We start from the raw sequence: 21374 nt of genomic DNA, 5'->3' as shown, positions 1-21374 counted from the left end.
TGGTACGCAGTTTCCTTGCCAATACGCGTTATGAAATGCTCTCTATAGCCCATCCTGCGGTGTGTGGGGCGCGCAATGCTTGGGAATTGTCGGTGAGACAAACCCGGGTTTCATCGACGGAGTGATGTCGAACAACAACACGAAGACACGAATCAGCAACCTGACGGACGGCACCACGAATGTCATGCTGATGTACGAATTGGCCGGCCGAAACGATCTGTGGCGCGCCGGGAAGCTGATCACTGCAAATACAGGCACGATCGGCGGTGGATGGGCGGATATCAACAATGCCGAAAATTGGATGGCGGGTTCAAGCTATGATGGCACCATCACCGAAGGCCCTTGTTTTGTGAATTGCACCAACGAAGGCGGTGTGGGGATCTACAGCTTCCATTCGGGAATGGCCAATATCCTGCTTGGCGACGGAAGCGTTCGAGGACTCAGCGCTAACGTGTCACGCGAAGTGGTCATCAAACTGGTCTCGTTCGATGGTGGCGGGGTCCTGGGCGAATTCTGATTCGCAATCCGCTTGAAATGCCTTCGCCCCTTCTTTTGGAAGTGCACGAAGCGCGCCTCGCCGCGGCACAATCACGTTGACGTCTCAGAAGTCATCGTGCCAACCCTGCGGGCAACGCCGTGAGCGATTTTTCATTGGACTTCGGGTCGCAGTCAACGCGTTGAACAACTTCGACGGCATGGTGCTGGTGTTACGAGGTCCAAATATCCCTCGCGGCGGGGCCTGCAGGGACGTGCAGCAAACCCATTCGCTTCTCACGCAAACAGATGTGACTTGAATCTCGAGTCACATCTGTTTGCGTCGGTGATTCTCGCGAGCTCCAGGGGAAGTCCATTGGACTCGTCCCAGGAATTCGACACGCCGCGGTCATTCTTCATCACGAACCTCAAGTTTCAAGAGGAACAGGTCATTGACGACATCCAACGTGCTCCGTCGCCATCTCTCTCTGACTCATTTCTTAAAAAGCGGTCGGCTTTGGATCACCTGCGGCCTGCTCGTCGGTTGTGGAGGCGAGAGTGCCGAAAGTCGACTCAACAAGGCCATTCCCAACCGAGATAAGGTGGTTCCCTTTGCAGGAGTCATCACAATCGATGGAGAACCGGCTTCAGACCTGATGGTCAGACTTGTTCCCGAAGGCGCGAACGCGCCGCAACAATCCGATCCCAAAACAGTCACCACTCAAGGGGGAAAATTTCACTTCACGACGTACCTTGATGGCGATGGCGCTCGCCCCGGGAAATACTCGATGCTCGTCGAGCGATTGGAGCGAATTGGTTCAAGTGGATGGAGCGGGCCAGACCAACTGAATAACTTGTTCAACCACATCGAGGCCCCTGCCAAGAAAATCGAGATCGCAGAATCCGTCCCCGAAAAGGATTTCAAAGTCGATCTCGAAGTCAAAGGCAAGCCAAAAAAGCCAGCCCCGGCGTACGCGAAGGTTCACAGCGGAAAACCTGTCAAAGGAAAGGTGAAACGCACCGGATCGCCGTGACTCACTCCACCCGCGACCATTTCCAATCCAGCGCGATCGCGGTGCGCTCAAGCTCGCACCAACTGGAAATCGGCGTCAACTCAACGGAAAAGCAGGCCCCGATCTCGCGCGAGATCGGGGCCTGCTTCCGCTTTCACTTCACCAGTCTTCCAAACATCTGGAAGATTGGCGCTGACGTCGTGGAATGAGTTCCTATGATCATTGGGCGAGTGACCTTCGCGACTAAACAGGCGTTCCAGCAGCTCTTTGAAATCAAGGGACAGACATCGTGGCGTTCACGGCATCATGGCGCTTTCGATCGGAGCGGAGCCAGCCCACGAGACTTCAACAGGCTACTAAGACAGGGAAAGCCCCCAAGACGATCAACATGCTCAACATTTCAATGTCCGATGAGCACACCTAAGTCCTTACGAAATAAGATAATCAGAAACATAACGATCAATAGAATCAACGTGTTCAATTTCGGGGGGGCGCGAACTTGAACTTTGACAATGCGAGTAAAAAAACATCTCGCTGCGCTTTATGAGTAGAAGCTACACCGCGCTTGCGTCACTCGCCTCCTCGTTGCCAAGCTCCCGCTTGGCAACGCTTCCTACACACCGGAAGTGTACACGCGAGACCCACGCCACCTTTCTCCCGAGGGAAAACCCGATCGCAAGAGGCGCTCTCAAGCGGGAGATTGATAGTTAGAAAACAGGCATTTGCGGGCGTTCTCTTGAGTCCCGCAGGGGCGGCCATTCCACCAGCCCGGGTCAAAGACCGCAAAGGCAACCGACGGCCCGGGATTCGGTCTGGGAAATGATACGAAGGCGTGTAAGGCAACGCCGTGAAACATTTTGGGTTGAGGTTTCAAGTTCCAATCAAGACGAAGCATAAGTTCATATGGACCGCGTAGTCGATCTGTTTTCCTCAGGCCCAATCGGGCCTGAAGATCTGCGACGCAACTTGACGACTTTCCAAGGTCCCAAAAACCCTTCACAGCGTTGCCTTACAGGTCGGCAATTCCCTCGTTGCCAAGCGGGAGCTTGGCAACGCTTCGGCATGCGCTGCACATGCGGGCGGAGAGGTCTCAGGTCGCAGTCCCATTTGACGGAAGTCAACACTTCAATGGGCGTTATCAAGCGGAGGTTGGTAACGAGAAAACGAGGAAAACGAGAGCTTGGTAACGACAACGTACAGAAGATAAGGATGGCAATGAACGGACGATCCGAACCACAAACCACACTGAAATGGCACTGCGCGTCGTGGGGCTTACGACGTCTTGCCGAATCGAAGCTCAAGATCCACCACCTCATACGCCGTCAGTTCGACGACCACCGCATCCTGAACAATATTCAGCTCTGTAATGGTCTCACCGCGGAAGTCGCGTTTGCGCGCATAGGTCGGCGTGCGGATGTAACGCAGCTTCACGGATTTCGAACGCCCCTCAGTTTCGATCAGCCGGAGTGCAAACCCAGGATCATGCGGGACCGACGAATGCGTGAATTGCTCGAGTGGTGAGACGACATGGGAGGGATCAAACGCCTCAAGGATGCGCGTGATCTGCACGTTTCGTGAATCGACTTGAAAGAACCACCCGTTCGCTCCGCCACGCGGTTGACCTTGTTCGGTGACAATGACCGGGGCGGGCGTTGTCGCATTCCACGCGGCTTCGAGCGGGTATGGCGAATCGATCGCCACCGTGAATTTGAACCGACGTTCGGCCTCTCCGGCCACAACCAGCATCGAATCGACCATGCGCGGTCCGGCCTGTCGATGAAACGGCAAGCCGTGTGGTACGATCGTCAATCGCTCATCTTCCGACGCCACTTCGATGTAATCCGACGTTTCAAACCGCTCGCCCACGTACTCATGCGCGGAATGATAGATTCCTCGAGTGATGGCGGCCGTGCTGTCGTTCCACGCGAAGCGCGAGGTAAAATAATGGTTCCACGGGTCGCCGTCGGGAACTTTGACGTCGGTCAGTTCAATCTCGATCTCAACCGTCGACAGCCCTCGCCAGACACGAACATTTTGACGGAATGACGCCAGGCGATCGTTCGTGGCTTGATCAATGATCTCGCCCCAGGTCACGATTTCACCACAACCCGTTCCATTGCGGACCACGTCCTGCCCCAGACAGCGCATATCGGCATATTGCGACTTGATCCGATCTTCGGGTTCCGGCCCGACGGTGATCGTTCGCTCGCGCGGGAATCGAAATGACAATTGCTGACTCAGCCGTTTCGACCGCTGATGATGAAACCGGATATGACCGATGCCGCCCGTTCGTTCGTTGATTGCGACTTCAAACAAATCGTTTCTCAGCAGTCCCTTTTCCGCCAGTGGCTGCTTGGGAATGGGCCAGGATGCCCCGGCGGGACCGGCCGGAATCCAGGCATAGCCCGATCCGGGAATCTCGACGACGCAGGCCGATCGCGATCGGTCGGCGGCGTCCACATCGACCGCCTTGACGGGTCCACCCAGCGACGGGGGAGCCACCTGAGGCGGCAACGGTACGACGACTCGACGAGAAAACGACAGCGAATTCACGACCAAGAATCCACGGCCCGGTGCGGTGCCGTGCATCACCAGCCGGGCAATCTCGGCCGAACCGGATTCCAGAACTTGGGCGAGCGACGACGCAGCGGTCTCTGGAAACTCGGTCTGTGCCGTCGGTGTCGCGGCTTCCAAATCCTGCTCGAGTGCTCGCCAAGCCGCAGAATCGACCGACTGCCCGCGTAAGGCGCGCGACATGGCGTGGAACCAGGTTGCCGTGTCGAACGTTCGGCGGCGCAGTGCGTGAGCGGTATAGCGGCCGATGGGGTTCGCTTCGCGTCGAGCGACGTGCTGAATCAGCATCGGCGAGAAATATTCACCGGGCTTATGAGTGCTCAACTGCCCCGGAATCTCGGTCTGTTCGAAGAATCGATCCAGTGTGATGAATCGCCCGAGACAAGGAGCGTACTTTTGCGAACGTCGCAAATCTTCAAACCAGGGCCCGGAAACAGTCGGCCACCGGGCGAGGATCAATCCAGCGACCTGGTCATGGTCCATCGATTCCGACATGCGAGCCGGGAATCGCAAATAGCTGGCCGCCCCGTCACTTGCGAGCGGTATGCGGCTCAACGCGTCGATCAGCGTGCCATCGACGCCTCGCCAGCGCAGTTTCGTGTACTCCGCGTCGGGATAAATCCCGTCATCCAGGACGACGTGCAGTGCCGCACGAAACCCGAATTTACTCAGCAGTTGCGGCAGCAGCGCCGACAGCCCGAATCGACGGCGGCCCCAGACGACGGGAGCCTTGCCGGCCACCTGCCGAAGTTCGGAACGCCCCGCCTCCAGGTGGTACAGCGCCGACTCCAGCGGGATCAATGGCAGCGACGTTTCTCGATCTTCACCCCCCACGATGCTGACTCGCCCCGCCTGCAAGGCCTCGGCCAATGCCGCATCCAATTCCGGAACCTTGGCTCGAATCGAGGAGAGATCATGCGAGGTCGTCAGCAGGCTGAAGGGGACCGGCTGCTGCAGTTCAGGCAGCAACTGTTCGGGGTCGACGTCGGGTACCGCCAGGCACATGTCCAGCAGATAGCATTCGACGGGATAGAAGCGTTCGCGGGCTTCAAGCAGCATTTCAAAGCAGGCTCGCAGGTGCGTGACGGCGGTCTCGCGATCGTCGGCCTCGGTTGCTTTCGCCGAGGACTGCATCCGCTGGAAGAAACGCGATTCGTCGACATTGCCGTACTGTCGCATCTTGCGGGTCAGCAGTTCAATCAACAGCCAGCAGGTCCCGAGGGCCAGAAAATCTTGAACCAGATCCTGCTCGAACAGTGCCTCGATCGATTCTTGCGTGAGGTGCTCGTCCAGCGGCTCTGCCTGCGGTTCGCCAATATCGACGGTCTCACCAGTATCGACTCTCTCAGTGGCAACGTCACCGACGGGTCCGGTCGCGTCCTGCAGATTCGCGGCAGAGTCCGCGGTTTCGCTGTCAGCGGATTCACTGTCCGGCGACGAGGCATTGGGATCTTCGATGGCGGGGCACGGCTCGCACCGAACGGCTTCGAGTGCGGCCGCGATCATTTCCTGACGGTCGGAAAGATCGGCGACGACGATCGCTCCATCCTGGCGCGCATTTTCGACCCAACCATGCGGCAGCCAGTCATTGGAAACGGTGGGCACGAAGATCAGTTGGCCACGCCGGGGCAGCGGTGGATCATCGGCACGATGCCATCGCGGAAATTCGTTCGCCGCGATCAGCAAAGCGGGATGGAACGCGACCGCGAACGAGTTCAACAGGCTGGCGGCCGGCTGATCGGTCTGTTCCGAAGGAAAGTCATCCAAACTATGGCAGGGAATCAGAACGAGGATTTCAAGAGACTTCATCGCCGTGAATTCAGCCCTATTTTGAAGGGTTTTCGGTGGTTGGGATGTCAAGAATCATATCGGCGAACCAATCATTCAGATAGCAAGCCGATCAATTCTCGAACGGGTCAACTTGAACGTGAGCGAATTCTCAGAAGATTCGCGGAATTTCTTCGGAACTTTCGGATCAAATCGTTCGTCAAAGACGTTGCGGAGACCTGTCGAATTCGGTGTGATCCGCTTCATTCTGCGATCCTGTCCGCGATCGTCTGTTTTCATGCCGCCGTTCGGTTTCTTCTGGTTGACTTTGTCGCAAACCGCAAGTATTTCTTGAGTTTAGATTTTTCCGAAGGTTTGCGGGTGTCTTGCCGCTCATATCATCAGTAATCTGTTGTGCTTGTTAGACTTTGATCGACGGAAGCCGCCGATCACAACGGGTTTCCATCTGGACGTCGGAATCATCTGAATCGCTGGGCTTCTGAATCGCTGGGCCAGGAAGCCTTCGTCATCTCTTCTGTGTGAAAGATTTGGTCATGGCGGAAAACAAATCGGCCTGGGGGATCGAGATCGGTCAAGCAGGCCTGAAAGCGATCAAGCTTCGCTATGCGGAAAACGCCGAGCAGGTCGTGGCGGTCGCTTACGACTATGTGGCGCATCCGAAGCTCTTGAATCAGCCTGACGCCGTTCCCGACGACCTGATTCGACAGGCGTTAGAAACGTTCTTATCGCGCAATCCGATCGGATCGGACTTGGTGGCGATCAGCCTTCCCGGCCAGAACGCGTTGGCGAAGTTCATCCAGCTCCCGCCGGTTGAGCAAAGCAAAGTTGCAGAGATTGTGAAGTATGAAGCCCGCCAGCAGATCCCCTTCCCCTTGGAGGAAGTGATCTGGGACTTCCAGGCTCTCGGCGGCGGGATCGAAGAAAGCGGCTATCTGCTCGACGGTGAAGTCGGTTTGTTTGCCATGAAGCGCGAACAGGTTCAGCACCATCTGCAGCCGTTTCTGGAAAAGAAAGTCGAAGTCGAGCTGATCCAGATTGCGCCGCTGTCGCTGTACAACTTCCTGTGCTACGACCGGCTGGGTTATCGCAACGACCAACCCCGTGAATCGAACGACGAATACTCGGTCGTCGTCGACATGGGCTCCGATGCCACGACCCTGATCGTGACGAACGGCAAGAAAATTTGGATCAGAAATATGCCCGTCGGGGGAAATCACTTCACCCGCGCGCTCACCAAGGAAATGAAGCTGACGTTCGCCAAGGCCGAACACCTGAAATGCAACGCCACGAAATCACCTGACCCCCGGGCCGTCTTCCAGGCCTTACGTCCGGTGTTCAATGATTATGTGGCCGAAATCCAGCGGTCGATCGGCTTCTTTTCGAGCGTAAATCGCAGTGCGAAGATCTCGCGGCTGATCGGCGTTGGAAACGGCTTCCGCCTGGCCGGTTTGCAAAAGTTCCTGCAGCAGAACCTGCAGTACGAGGTCGAACGTGTCGACACGTTCAAGTCGCTGGTCGGCGACCATGTGCTGAACGCCCCGCTCTTCCAAGAAAACCTGCTGACGTTCTGCGTGCCCTACGGATTGGCGCTGCAGTGCCTGAAGCTGACCGACATCCACACGAATTTGCTGCCGCCCGAGATCGTCACGGAACGGAAGATCCGCCGGAAGAAGCCTTGGGCCGTTGCCACCGCGGCGACGCTGATGCTGGGTCTGGCAACGTCAGCCGCCGGTTTCGGAAATGTCTTGAGCTCGGTCAGTGTCGCTCAGTTCGGTGAAGCCGAGTCCGAAGCCACGAAGATTGAAAGCGAAAAGAATACGCTGCAAGGGAAATACGATGCAGCGAAGGCGAAGAACAAAGATCTGGAGACTTCGGGCAAAGCTCTGATCACGACACTGGATACGCGAGAAGACTGGCTCGAGATCTACAAGGCAATCGACGAGTCATTGCCTCGGGATCTCGACAACAATCGCGACGAGCTTGCCATTCCGAAGATGGAACGTATCTCGATCCGTGGGATCAAATCGAAAAAATATGACGAACTGGGAACCTGGTTTAGCGACGCAACGATCTTTACGGAGTCGGCCAAGGGCTACCTGCGGGAAGATTCCGACGGCTCGACTCCCGCCGAAGCAGCACCCGCGGCGCCAGTGGCCCCACCCGAACCGGGGGCACCTCCTGTCTCCGAGTTCAAGACATCAGCCCCGCCTGCCAAAGTGATTAAAGTTCCTGGCTACGAAGTCAAAGACAAGACGGTCGCTCCAAGCGGACCTGGCTACGTCTTTACGCTAGAGGGTGTGCACTACCATCATATCGAGGGAGCTCAGCACCTTGACGAACAGGGGGCACAATACGTTGCCAATAAGTTCCTCAAGAACCTGCAGGATTGGGTGGTCATTCCGGAAACCAAATCGGGTGGACAGGCATCGTTTGTTCCGGTCCGGCTGATTGGTATCTCACACGCCACGATTATCGACGCCACACCATCTGAAAAGGTGCTGTTCACGCCGGCGGTTCCCGGGGGGAACCCATTAGCGGGTGGGAACTTCAATCCGAATCCTCGCCAGCCCAATATCATTGGCCAGCAACCATTGCGTCAGCCGGCGAATCGCCCGAATCAGGGCAAAGCCGACTCGATGGAGCGGGAACTGACGCTGCATCGAACCACCTTCAAAATTGCCTTTGCCTGGAAACCAACACTTCCGGCCGACCGCAAGGCTTGGCCGCCCGTGGCTCCTGCGAATCCAGATGCCACGGCCTCGAACCAGTAAACGTTGCTTGTCGATGTTCGCGAGTCACTCACTGCTCACGAATCATCCTGCAGAGACGATCAGTCTCAAAGCCTTGAAGACCTGTTTCGCACAATCTGTCAATTGTTCTGCCAGCCGTTTGTATTGAAGGTGAAATCATGGAACGCCTCGAACCAATCCTGAAACAGAAATTCTGGATTCTCTTGGGCGTCGCCATCGTCATGACGCTGGTTGGCTGGTGGATGTCGACGGCCGCCCTGGCTGCCAAGATCGCCACCCGCAAGTCGGATATTGATAAGGCGTTCAAGAAAGTTCCCCAGGGCACCATTCCGAATGAGGACTGGACGAAAAAACTGAGTGACATCAACTCCGAACAGGAACGAGCGATTGCTCGCACCCAGTCGGGCCTGTGGAAGCGCCAGTTGGCGACGATGATGACCTGGCCCGACGGCGTCGGTCTGAATGGCGGCTACTGGGGTCTGTTTACGCCCCAGAGCATGGAATCGATCCGCCTCTCGTACGAAGACGAAGTTCAGAAGGTCTGGAGAAAACTCAATCCACTGGACTATACCGGAAAAGGAATCGTCTCTTTTCCTCTGGAAAACATGTACTTGATCCTCAGGCGTCAACCCTGGAACCGCATCAACGAAGTCACATCCGAGATGATGTGGGAAGTGAAGGAAGACCTGTGGCTGATGGAACGATTGTTCCAATCGATCGATAACGTGAACGGCGGACCGGATGTCTCACGAAACGACGCCGCCATCCACGTCATCACCGACTTACAGCTCCGCGGCGGTGGCCCCAAGGCGGCGGGCGGCGAAGCTGGAGCACCAATAGGCGGCGGTTTCGGTGCTGGAAAGCTTGGCGGAGACGAAGAAGATTTTATTTCGAAAGGTCGCATGGCGGGCGGTGGTCGTGCTGGAATGCCGGGAGCCCCCGGTGCGGCCGCGGGACCTCTTCCGCCCATCTCTGCGGAATTCGACCCCAGTGAAGAATTCGGCGAGGACGGCAGCGGTGGCTCGCAAATCGGTGGGACTCAGGCCGGAAACCCCATGGGCGGGGGCGGAGGACTCGGCGGCGGCCGCAGAGAGTTTATGGCGGGGACACGCGATTCGGACGAGGTGGCATTAGGCGGTATTGGTGGCGGAATGGCCAGCAAGCCACTCACGCGCTACATCTCAAAAGAAGAAGGCAAACCGTTTAAGACCCGCGGGTTTTATCTGTCGGTCACGATGGATCACACGAAGATCCCCGACCTGATCGCAGAACTGACGTCGAGCGAAGGCTCGGACCTGCCGGTCGAAGTCATTCGAGTCCAGATGGCTCGTCGACATGAAGACGAAATCTCGCAACAAGCGAACGTGAATCGCGCGGCCCCTGGAGTGCGGCCTGGCATGGGTCGATTCAATAACAACAACGGGGATGATGATGAACGTCCACGAGGCATGAATCGTGGCGGTGCCGTGGCCCCATTTGGCGGAGGCCGACCGGCCATGGGCGGATTCCCAGGTGGAGCCGGTGGGTTCCCAGGGGGCGCGGGCGGGTTCCCACCCGGTGGTGCCGCGCGGGATTTTGATCCCGCGTACGCTACGGCCGAAGCCAGCCTTCAAAAATCGCTCGCCGACCCCGTGATGGCCCAGGTCACGATCTGCGGCATCTTCACGCTTTATCAAAAGATGCCTGAACCGCCGGAAGAGGTTGCCCCAGGTGTGACCCCGGCCGAGACGACCCCAGAAGCCGCCACGGACGAATCGAATCCTGCAACAACCGAACAGCCTGCGACGGAAACAGAAGGCCAACCCACCGAGACCGCATCGGAATCTGCAACCGCCGAAGGCGAGACGGCTGAATCTGACGCCCCCATGGAGCCGGGAAATGAAAATCCCGACACCGCCGCAACGAAGCCTGAGGATGTCAAAGTGGAAGAAGACAAATAGCCGCCCCGCACAGGCGGCAAACGGATACGATCGCGGGTGCCATCCACACCGAAACGAACGATGTCGATGGCCTCAAAACTCAAGATACCCAAACGGATTTCAGCGGATCGCATTTCAACGGAACGTTGATCACCCCAAGTTCCTGAAGACCCTACGACGCCTGAAACGCAGGGAACGTCTCACATGAAAAAGCTCAACATCAAATCGCTCTTCGTCAATCACGCTGAAAAGCTGGGACTGGGGCTGTGTGTCTTGGTCGTCGCCATCGCTTTGATGAAGACCTCTTGGTCACGCCATTCGCAGCGCCCGGAAAAACTGCTTGAGGACATCAAGCGCGTACGCGATGGAATCACAGCGAAGACGAATGTCTGGGCCGATCAATCCACCTATGTGGTCGTGGACTATAGCGACAAAGCACGTCAGATCTTTGCCCCGATCCCGTCCACGCGGTATGGCTTTTCGACGCCGCTGTTTCACCCGCTCGCCCCAAAAGTCGAAGCACGCCGTGAGCCGATTTATGAACCCGTGTTCGAATTGCTGGCTAAAGCATCACTGACATCGCTCAGCATGATGAAGGAACTGGATTCCACGATGAGTCCAACCGATCCCAATTCGACCGAAAGCGCGGCGATGGAGGCGGAATCTGAATTCGGCTCACGCACGACACGCACCTCAACGGGCCCCCTCCGCCCCGGCCAGGCATTCGGCGTCGGGGGAGATGAGCCTGAAAGACCTCGCGGCCCCAATCGCCCCACCGTCCCCGCGTTAGGTGGAAACATGCGTGGCAAAGGTCGCCACGGTGACGAAGACGACGAACCGTCCATGGGCGGGGTCGGCCCCGGCCGCTCAATCGGCAGCACTCAGAATGTCGCCTCGCGCGGCGTTCGTGTCATTGCCGTTCGCGGCGTATTCCCGCTCAAACGACAGATCGAGAACTACCGCAAGGCGCTTCATATTTCGGAACCCGAAGCCGCCGGTCTCGTGGAAATCATGGACTTCATACTCGAGCGACAAGTCGCACAGGCCGGTCCAGACCCCTGGAAGGATAGCGAGTGGAAGACGGTCAAGATCGAGAAGGCACTGGAGACATTGAAGGAATCCTCGGGCATCGAAATCATGGATCCCGTACCGCTTTCCATGAAAGACTCCGCCATCACGATGGATTTGCCCATGAGAATGAACGGGAGCTGGCTGGATAGTGCCACGCATCCCAAGATCAAGAGTGAAGAATTGAAAGCCGACGAAATTGCCAAGCAGGCCGAACTGCTCGACTCCCTGGAAGAATCCGTCGGCGATACGACCATGAATGACCCGAAACGAGCCAAAAAGCGTGGTCTTTCCAGCGTGCAAAACGACGTCAGAAGCATGGTCGGCATCGCTCGCGCTCAGCCCGGAGGGATCCGACGGGGCCCGATGGCCGATGATGATGATGGCCCCCGCGGGATGGGCGGACGTGGTGGCGCACGACGTGGCGGCAACATGACTCAAGGGACGGCTCAGGGTGGTGATGATTACGAGCGGCTAATCGCCGGATCAAACTATCTGCTGTTCCGCTATTTCGATTTCGATGTCCAGTCGGGTTATGCCTATCGTTACCGCGTGCGATTGTCTCTGCGAAATCCCAACTACGACAGCACCCCGGAAGAACGTGCGGGTGCTGATCCCGCCATCGCGAACGGTGAAGAACGAGAAACCCCCTGGAGCGCGATCTCGAATGCGGAAGTCGTTCCCACATCGATCAACTACTTCCTGAAAGATGTGGATCGCGACCCTTATCGCGACGACAAAGTTCGCCCCAACAACGCCAAACCAGTGGCACAGCTGGCGATGTTCGACTGGGACACACAACTGGGAACCATGATCAGTGATGTGCTGAATACCTATGCGATCGGGCAGTTCATCAGTGAGCTGAAGAAAGAAACGCTCGTACTGGATCTGGTTGAATCGACTCTTCAGAAGAAGAAGCACCAGTTTACGACCTTGGACGTTCTGGTTGATGTCGAACAGGACATCGATCTCGTCCCCGACCAGCACCCGGATCTCAAACTCCGGGCCGAGAAATCCAAAAGCGTCGCACGCGTTGGAATCGTGGAAGAAGCACTCGTCATGACGGAACTTGGCGAGCTGAAACTGCTCGATCCGTACAGCGAGCTGACGGAAGAAGAGAAGTGGAAGAAGCGCGTCGCCGATGAACGGCGAGACTTCAAAGTCACAAGCGAAGCCGCGGCCAACACAAAGCGAAACGGAGGACTGTTTGACGACGAACAGCCTCGCGGATCGGCAGCAGGCGCGGCCGCAGGTCGGCGTGGTCCAAACGGCGTCGGCGGCGACGAAGCACAGCAGCGAATCCAGCAGCGGCGGAAAAGCCGAATGGGCCGCGGTGGTGACCGCAGTGACCGATAGCCATCTGATCTCGCCGAGTAGATCGTTGAAATCGCAAAGGCCCCGGTTGACGATTTGAGTCAACCGGGGCCTTGTTGATTGAGGTGACAAGGCGATCGATAAAACTCGCGTTGGCAATCAATGCGATCGTTGGAGAACGATTATGTCGTCGCGAGGATCGACTGAATCGTGACGACTAACTCAGCCTCAGGAACAGTTACTGTCGTCCCCTGCTTCAAGTCCTTGACCTGCCAGACACCGCGAGCGAATTCGTCCGAGCCCGCGATCAACGCGATGCGAAACCCTTTCCGATCGGCATATTGAAGCTGCTTCCCCAACTTCTTGGCGTCGGGAAAGACTTCCGTGTTGAGACCCGCCGCACGCAGCACTCGCCCCACCCGCAAATAATCGCCCAGGCGTTCGGCGTCAAACTGCGTCATTAGGACAGCGGCGGGCGTTGCTTCCGTGCCCAGCAGTTTCAGCTCTTCCATCGCAGCCAGCAATCGATCGAGCCCCAGGCTGGCACCAACCCCGGGCAATTTTTCTTTCGTGAACAGCCCTGCCAGATTGTCGTAGCGGCCCCCCGAACAAATGCTGCCAATGGTTGGCAGATCGTTCAGGAAGGTCTCGTAGATCGTTCCCGTGTAGTAGTCGAGCCCCCGTGCAATCGAGACGTCCAGTTGAATTCGCTCGCGGGGAATCCCTGCAGTCTGCGCTGCGGCGAACAGTTGTCGCAATCGATCCACGCCACGCATGACGAGTTCGTTGGACGAGAACGTCGTCGCCAGATCATCCAGTGTTGTCGACGCCCCCATTGTGGCGAGCACTTGAGTCGCCTGTTCGCGCGTCGTCCCGACTCGTTCGATCATCTCTTCGACGACGGCGTCGGGACCAATTTTGGCCAGCTTGTCGATGGTCCGCAATACGCCGACCGTACGATCCGACAGTCCCAACTGCTCGAGCACCCCATTGAGGATCAAACGATTGTTGACGCGAATCGTGAATCGCTCAAACCCGAGTCCCACCAGCAGATCATGAATGACAAGCAGCGTCTCGATGTCCGCCGCATTCGATTCTGTCCCGATCGTATCGAAGTCACACTGCACGAACTCACGATAGCGGCCACGCTGCGTGTTCTCTCCGCGCCAGACTGGAGCGATGTGATATCGTTTGAAGGGAACCCCCAGCGTGGAGGAATGTTGAGCGGCGAATCGGGCGAGTGGAACCGTCAGATCGAACCGCATCGCCACATCACGATCGCCCGCATCCTTGAACCGAAACAATTGCTTGTCAGATTCGTCCCCGCCCTTGCCCGTCAGAATTTCGGCATACTCAAGGGCCGGCGTATCAATGGGACTGAACCCATAACTGCGAAAGACGCGACGAGCGGTTTCCATCAGTCGCTCGCGCACGAGCATGACGTCCGGCAAAAAATCGCGAAAGCCGCGTAATGTCCGTGGTTCGATCAATGACGACACAATGAATTCCGTAAATCTAAAGTGGTGCAACAAACCGGACGCGAACGTCGCACAGGCCAAGCCGGCAACTGGCTCGCGTTGGCGACGTCAGTACATCGCTTCGATCCGTTGCGAGGTTCTGTTCGCAATCCGCCGTCGTGGGAAGGATGCGCTTCAAAAGTTTGCCGTCAATTGAGCATCGGCAAGGCGGGCAGGTTCGGCGTTCCGGCTTTTTTTCTTGGTTGCGGTTTTGGAGGCAACACCGCTTCGGCGTATTCCCAGACCTGCTCTTGAGTCTCGAAATATTTGTCGTAACAACTGTTGTTGTCGTATTCACAGTTGTCCGTCGAATAGGTTCGGCAGATCTGCGGACGCGTATGATAAATACCGCAGCGATGGTCTTCGAGCAGATTCTCGCAGTCACCGAAGACCAGCAGATACCACGTATTGTCGTCGACAAAGACGGCCGATCGTCCATGCATGATGTACCAGCGCATGTGATCGAAGTCTTGCCATGTTGTCGGTGTTTCAATCGGAAGTGCGAAGTAACGGCAACAGCGCGCCGTGCAATAGGTACACAGCACTTCGCCGGGCTTCAGGTCTTCGCGACGAACTTTTACTTTTGGCATCTCGGAATCTCCGCCTCTCGAATCGTGGATCACGTCCAGTGTAACGGTTGGGCGAAGCCTTCGGTATCGTGCGGATGACTCGTTCGGATCGGTCATGCCGTCGGAATGATGCCGATCGCCGCTCGCATCATTCGGTTGTGTCGAGATTGTGAACAAGTGTCGAGCCTGACGGCGATCCGAACCAAAAAACTGCCGGCGATAACTCGCATCGAACCACGTCGATTTGTAGCATGATTCTGTCGGGCTCCCGTTCCGCGAAAAAAAAGACGCGATGTTGATCGGCGACTGGAAACACTGTCGCGAACGAGGAATGAGCTTCATTTTCGAAAGTGAAATCGATGAGTGATCAAACGTCGGCCAGTTCCTCTTCACGGCGGGACTTCTTCAAGTCAACGATGGCAATCGCAGGAACTGCAGGACTTCCGCTAGGTTTCCATTCCAGCCTGTTCGCGGCTGGCAGCGATCAGTTGAAGGTGGGTCTGGTCGGTTGCGGTGGCCGGGGCACGGGAGCCGCGAGCCAGGCGCTGCATGCCGATTCGCAGTCGAAGCTGGTCGCAGTGGCCGACGTCAGTGCGAACGCGATCGAAAGCAGCCTGTCCAACCTGAAAGCCACCGAACGGATTGCGCCACAGGTTGCGGTCGAACCCGCGTTCAAATTTGTTGGACTCGACGCATACAAGAAGGTGATCGACACCTGCGACGTGGTCCTGCTCGCGTCGCCACCCGGATTCCGTCCGCCTCATTTGCGTGCGGCTGTTGAAGCGGGCAAGCACATCTTCACGGAAAAGCCGATGGCGACCGATGCCCCCGGCGTGCGTTCGGTCATGGAATCGGTCCGCATTGCCAAGGAAAAGAAGCTGGCTGTTGTGGCCGGATTCTGCTGGCGTTACGACTATGCCCGCCGTGAACTGTTCAAGCGAATTCACGAAGGACAAATCGGTGATGTTGTGGCGATCTATGGCACATATCTGACGAATCCCGTCAAACCAATGCCGCCAGAAAGCACTCGCCCCGCAGGGATCACCGACCTCGAGTGGATGGTTCAGAACTGGTACAATTTCACCTTCCTGTCTGGAGACGGCCTAGTCGAGCAGGCCATCCATACGGTTGACTGGCTGCAATGGGCGATGAAAGACGTCCCACCCGCCCGCTGCACGGCCGTCGGTGGGCGACAGGTCCCCGCCAATGGCGGCAATATCTACGATCATATCGAAGTGAACTACGAGTGGGAAAATGGCGCCCGTGGCTTCATGTCACAACGCCAGATCACCGGATGTCACAACGAAAACAATCTGGTCGTCATGGGTACGAAAGGCACCGGATTCATTCGTCCCGGCAAGGATGGCGTCGCCATTACCGGCGCGAATCCGTGGGTCTATGACGGTGCAAACCCCAATATGTACCAGGTCGAACATGACGAATTCTTCGACTCGATTCGCACCAACAAACCGATCAATGATGGTGACCGTATGGTGACCAGCACCCTGACCGGAATCATGGGCCGCATGGCTGGCTATACCGGCAAAATGGTGACGTGGGATATGGCCATGAACTCGAAACAAGTTCTGGTCCCCGAAATCACGAGCTGGGATACGAAGGTTGAAGTCCCACCATTGGCTCGCCCCGGGGTCACACCGTTCGTGTGATCGAATCCGCGATGCAGGTTACTCCCAATCCTCGAGAGGAAATTCGTCCTCCGAGGAAAGAGGTTCAACTTCGGCCCTTCGGCACACCCGCAACATGGCCTGGAAGATATCATGTTCGCTGGCCTGATCCGGGTTTGTGCCGGCGAGGTACTGCAGTCGCAAGTTGCAATCACGATTGATTTGGGCGCCGGTTAACCAGGCGCCCAAATCTTCGAGATTCGCCACGAATCGCTGCTGTAACGAGTTCGCTGTGCCGATTCCGACGAGGGTCAGCCCCAGGCGTAGCGGTAGACTGTCTTCCAGTTTGCGGGTCAGTTCTTCGCAGTCAGCCCTTCGCCCATCGACCGTGCCAAGCACAATCAGGTCATAGCCGACAAACAGGTTTTGACCGCTCCAGATCGTGGCCGTGGGAAACTGCTGAAGGAACGTCGCCAGTTCGCACTTCGCCGTCGCTTCGTTCGATTCGTAGAGCGGAACCCAGAGCGTGACGACGCCGTGAAGGCTCAGACGCGATTTGCAGAGCTGAAAGAACTCGGACGTATACAGTGTCGCGGAACCACGCACCCACGGGTGAATCGGATCGGCCGTGATAATGTCAAACGATTCAGATGTCGTTGCGAGGAAATGCCGCGCATCGTCGTGAACGATCCGCGTTTTGGAATGGCGCACCACATCGTGGTTGTATTCAGCAAAATGATCTCGTGCGGCTTCGATCACGCGTGTTTCCATCTCGCAGATCACGATCTCTTCCACCGAGGGATGAAACAGAAACGTTCCGGCGGTCATGCCTGAACCACAGCCAATCACCAGAACTTTCTTTGGCTCCGGATGCGCCAATGCGGGAAGATGCCCCAACAGCCGTTGAGTTCGCACATCGCGTTCGCGCGTACTGGCTTCGATCTTACCTGCGACATGAAAACAACGCGTTCCATCAACCAGGTCCGAAACGACAATCGGCGAATCAAGGCCTTCCGCCACAAAGCGGAAGGCCGCACGGTCGTTGAACCGAGACATCCATCGCCCGTCCGCCAATAACGAATTTGGCGTTGGTGCAACGTGTTGGACAGCATACGAGCCCACCGCGAACACCGCCGTCAACGACGCCAGGCCCGCCGCCGTATCCCGCCAAAACGCAACATGATTCGATGCCGTCTGCAGCCACGCTTCACGTCCATTTCGCCAAACGATCAGCGTGAGCATGAGGACTCCTGAACAACCGCTGGCAAGAGTGAGTCCCTGCTGAACGGATTGAGCTCCCCAGGAAACGCCGTACAACCCGACAAGCAGGGCGCCGGTGATCGCCCCGAACGTGTGGGTTGCCGAAAGTCCGCCAATCAAACGGCCGGTCTCGCGATTGCGTCCGACGACCACGGCTACCGCCAGCGGAAAACTGGCCCCCCAAAGACAGGTCGCAGGAACGATCGCGACCAGCGTTCGCAGAATGTCTCGTGTCACGCGGACGGTGAAGAATTCATCGGTCCCGCGAAGAACGAGCCAATAGGGAACAACGTTCACAATCATGAAGGCCGCGTAGGGAATCGCCAGAAGCAGGCCAAGCTGAGTCATTGCCAGCGCCCACGTTGGCGATCGAACGCGTCGCCCCAGCCAAGCTCCACACGCCCCGCCCAACCCTAATCCGAACAGAAACACGGCCAGGATGATCGAGAACGTATAGACCGTCGGCCCCAGCAACAACCCGAGATGTCGCGTCCAAATAACTTCGCCCCCGAGCGCCGTCAGACCCGAGACCGCCACAACAAAATGCGTCGCGATCAGGTCGGTGGGCGAGCACGCAGTCCGTCGAATGATCCCCGTGGATCGTGCCAGAGCAGATGCCTCTTTGGCCTGCAACGCGTTTTCTTGCGGCTCGCGAAGCGATTGCGGGTGCTGAGCCGAAACCCCTACGACGCTCGTTCGAGGCCATCTCCACGACAGGGCCATGCCGATCACGGCGACCGCGACATTCATGACAACGGCCACTGAAGTCGCCACGTACACGTCATACTGCCGCAACAGGTAAAGACCGCTGAGCAGGCAGCCAATCATTCCGCCGACCAGATTCGCCGCATAGTACCACCCCAGCCAGGCCGCACCGCTCGGATCAGAGCGAACGAACCGGCCCAGCGCGGGAAGCGTCGCGCCCATTAAAGCGGTTGGCACTAACATCGTGACAATCGCAACCAGCGAACGAGCCAGCAGATCGTTTGATCCGGAATACGATCCACGACAATATGTCGCACTGACAATCGGCATGATCCAGAGAATCGCCAGCCCGCACCCCGCCACCAAGGCTTCGATCGTGGCATAAGCCCGAAGCGGATGAACAGTTGGCGAAATGCATCGAGGATACGCAAAACTGCCAAGACCCATCCCGCCCATAAAGCAGGCCAACAGAATGGCGAGCGACACCGAGGTCGCGCCCAGCACCAGACACAATTGCTGAAACCAGACGATCTCGTAGATCAGCGCCGCACAACCGCTCACCAGAAACAGGAACAGCAGCGCTGCGGCGCGCGGTGTTTCTCGAACAGCAGGCATGGTCACCATAGTGTTCACGCAAAACCGAGGACGGGCGAAACGTCGGATTGAGGAACGTCAGATCAAACAAACGGTCGCAGTCGAACGACGAAATCAGTGCCGGAATGGCGACGAGTGGAATGGAATTCGAACACAAAAGATCGCCCGAATCGATCAGGCCCGTCCGTCACGAGACGCAAAGCGATCGTCCCGGTCATCGATTCGAAGTCGCAATCTTTTGAGACGATCATTCTGAATGCTTACCTGTCAAAATCGCAAGAGCGTCCTTCGCAATCCAGACAGAATTCATGTTGATTCTCTGGCAGAAACGGCCCAGTACTCATCGAAATCCGTCGATCCATGTTTGCAAACTCCGGTGACACCCTTTACTGGACCTGATGCCTTGACGGACGATTTCCTGCCGAAATGTGCAGCGGAAACCCGCGAACATCCGGAGCGACTTTGCTGTCAGTCGGTGCAGCGGTTACGATGCCTGTCACGATCGATTCGGGCTGGCAAATCGTGGTGTTTGGCGGAACGCGGACAAATGAAGGACGCGTCCAATCCCGTGCAGATCGATCATTTCGTCATCGGATTCAGAGTTAGTTTTTCGCATTCCTCGTTGGTTTTCGCCGGAGAGTGACTGGACGACATGGCTGCCTATACGCCCGATTTCGCGACCTTTCGGCAACTGGCCGCAGGCGCCCGTTATGTACCGGTGTTCCGTCGGCTGGTCAGCGATACTCTGACTCCCGTGAGCGCCTACTGTCGGCTGCAAGACGACCAGAACTCGTTTCTGTTCGAAAGTGTCATTGGGGGCGAACGCGTCGGGCGGTACAGCTTCGTCGGCGCCGGACCTTTCCTGCAGATCGATGCATTTGACCGCGAAATCGTAATTACCGATCACGATTCGGTGAAACGCTACACAGTCGAAGATCCGCTTGAGCACCTGCATTCGATGCTGGCCAACTATCAGGCCCCGCACCTGCCCGAGTTGCCCCGTTTCTGCGGCGGTGCGGTGGGATACGCCGGATATGACACCGTCCGGTACACCGAACGGCTGCTCAATCCCCCAGAAGATGACCGCCATCTGCCTGATATGTCGTTCGCCCTGTATGACCGCATGGTCGTCTTCGATCAAATTCAGAAAACGATTCAGGTGGTCGTACATGCCGACGTTCACGAAACCGACCTGCAAGCGGCCTACGACGCCGCCTGCAGACGCGTGGACGCCTTGTGCCAGCAACTGGACACCCCCACCGAAACGATCCACCTGACCGACATCACATTGACGGGTGACCCACAGATTGCCTTTCAGTCCAACTTCACCCGAAGTGGTTACGAGCAGGCGGTGGAAAACTGCAAGGAATACATCCGCGCGGGTGATATCTTCCAGGTGGTGCTCAGCCAACGTCTGGAACTGGAAACGACGGCCAGTCCGCTCGATATCTACCGGGCACTGCGCGTGGTGAACCCCAGTCCGTTCATGTTTCTGGTCCGCACGCCGGTCGTGACACTGATCGGCAGTTCGCCCGAAATCATGGTCCGCGTCGAAGATGGCCGGACGACCATTCGACCGCTGGCTGGAACCCGTCGCCGAGGTAAAACTCAGGCCGAAGACCTGGCGCTCGAACGAGAACTACTCGCCGATGAAAAAGAACGTGCCGAACATGTGATGCTGGTTGACCTGGCCCGCAACGACGTCGGACGCGTGGCCGAATATGGTTCGGTCGAGCTGAGCGACATCATGCATGTCGAGCGATATAGCCATGTGATGCATATCAGTTCGACGGTGACCGGCAAGCTGGCCCCCGGCAAAACCGCCCTGGACGCGTTGCGTGCAGGCTTGCCCGCAGGCACGCTGTCAGGCGCACCCAAAGTTCGCGCGATGGAAATCATCGACGAACAAGAACCACATCGTCGTGGCCCCTATGGGGGCGCGGTCGGATACCTGGATTTCACCGGGCACATGGACACCTGCATCGCGCTGAGAACTATCGTGATGGTCGGACAAAAGGCCTATGTCCAGGCCGGTGCCGGCATTGTTGCCGACAGCGTTCCGGCTTCGGAATACGAAGAAACACTCAGCAAAGCGCGAGGCCTTCTCAAGGCGATCGAAATTGCCGAGCGACAACTGACAGACTGAGAGGCCGCGTCTCGTCCTTGACCCCGTCGTCGAGAATCTCTTCAGTTGGATAAGACCT

General features: G+C 57.3%; 12 protein-coding genes. 8 read left to right on the top strand and 4 right to left on the bottom strand.

From position 1 onward, the window contains the following. Positions 1–124: 124 nt before the first annotated feature. The 3 genes from OSO_RS0137930 (at position 125) to OSO_RS0137920 (ending at position 1696) form a co-directional block, all read left to right on the top strand. Positions 125–517 (top strand): DUF1559 family PulG-like putative transporter, encoded by a 393-nt coding sequence (locus OSO_RS0137930; RefSeq protein ID WP_010587956.1) that lies wholly within the window; start codon positions 125–127, stop codon positions 515–517. Positions 518–926: 409 nt separating this feature from the next. Next, positions 927–1508 carry a hypothetical protein gene (locus OSO_RS49155; RefSeq protein ID WP_010587955.1) on the top strand — a complete coding sequence of 194 codons (582 nt, stop codon included), beginning with the start codon at positions 927–929 and terminating at the stop codon, positions 1506–1508. Then, positions 1505–1696 carry a hypothetical protein gene (locus OSO_RS0137920; RefSeq protein ID WP_010587954.1) on the top strand — a complete coding sequence of 64 codons (192 nt, stop codon included), beginning with the start codon at positions 1505–1507 and terminating at the stop codon, positions 1694–1696. The genes OSO_RS49155 and OSO_RS0137920 overlap by 4 nt, the downstream gene beginning before the upstream one ends. 1063 nt (positions 1697–2759) lie before the next feature. On the opposite strand, the gene OSO_RS0137915 is transcribed toward OSO_RS0137920, so the two are convergent. After that, positions 2760–5870 carry a glycoside hydrolase family 38 N-terminal domain-containing protein gene (locus OSO_RS0137915; RefSeq protein ID WP_010587953.1) on the bottom strand — a complete coding sequence of 1037 codons (3111 nt, stop codon included), beginning with the start codon at positions 5868–5870 and terminating at the stop codon, positions 2760–2762. A 512-nt stretch (positions 5871–6382) separates the two neighbouring features. Between OSO_RS0137915 and pilM the strand changes: the two genes are divergently transcribed. From pilM to OSO_RS0137895, 3 genes are all read left to right on the top strand, one after another. Next, positions 6383–8620, top strand: a complete 2238-nt coding sequence (gene pilM / locus OSO_RS0137905) for a type IV pilus assembly protein PilM (RefSeq protein ID WP_040593880.1) — start codon at positions 6383–6385, stop codon at positions 8618–8620. Between the two features lie 137 nt (positions 8621–8757). After that, the gene (locus OSO_RS0137900; protein WP_010587950.1) at positions 8758–10539 is read left to right on the top strand and encodes a hypothetical protein; all 1782 of its coding nucleotides are present in this window, start codon (positions 8758–8760) and stop codon (positions 10537–10539) included. Positions 10540–10722: 183 nt separating this feature from the next. Beyond that, positions 10723–12942 (top strand): hypothetical protein, encoded by a 2220-nt coding sequence (locus OSO_RS0137895; protein ID WP_010587949.1) that lies wholly within the window; start codon positions 10723–10725, stop codon positions 12940–12942. Positions 12943–13082: 140 nt separating this feature from the next. On the opposite strand, the gene hisS is transcribed toward OSO_RS0137895, so the two are convergent. Next, positions 13083–14390, bottom strand: a complete 1308-nt coding sequence (hisS, locus tag OSO_RS0137890) for a histidine--tRNA ligase (protein ID WP_029247889.1) — start codon at positions 14388–14390, stop codon at positions 13083–13085. Between the two features lie 176 nt (positions 14391–14566). After that, positions 14567–15007 (bottom strand): YkgJ family cysteine cluster protein, encoded by a 441-nt coding sequence (locus OSO_RS0137880; RefSeq protein ID WP_029247888.1) that lies wholly within the window; start codon positions 15005–15007, stop codon positions 14567–14569. Between the two features lie 338 nt (positions 15008–15345). On the opposite strand from OSO_RS0137880, the gene OSO_RS0137875 reads away from it, so the two are divergent. Then, positions 15346–16653 (top strand): Gfo/Idh/MocA family protein, encoded by a 1308-nt coding sequence (locus tag OSO_RS0137875; protein ID WP_040593608.1) that lies wholly within the window; start codon positions 15346–15348, stop codon positions 16651–16653. A gap of 18 nt (positions 16654–16671) precedes the next feature. Here OSO_RS0137875 and OSO_RS0137870 read toward each other — a convergent pair whose 3' ends face one another. After that, on the bottom strand, positions 16672–19191 hold the full coding sequence (locus tag OSO_RS0137870; RefSeq protein WP_010587944.1) for a fused MFS/spermidine synthase: 2520 nt from the start codon (positions 19189–19191) through the stop codon (positions 16672–16674). A 631-nt stretch (positions 19192–19822) separates the two neighbouring features. On the opposite strand from OSO_RS0137870, the gene trpE reads away from it, so the two are divergent. Beyond that, complete coding sequence (trpE, locus tag OSO_RS0137855; RefSeq protein WP_010587941.1) at positions 19823–21316, top strand: anthranilate synthase component I; 1494 nt, start codon at positions 19823–19825, stop codon at positions 21314–21316. The last annotated feature ends 58 nt before the right edge of the window (positions 21317–21374 follow it).

The sequence above is a fragment of the Schlesneria paludicola DSM 18645 genome (assembly GCF_000255655.1).
Taxonomy (GTDB): domain Bacteria; phylum Planctomycetota; class Planctomycetia; order Planctomycetales; family Planctomycetaceae; genus Schlesneria; species Schlesneria paludicola.
This window is presented reverse-complemented; position numbering and strand designations above follow the sequence as displayed.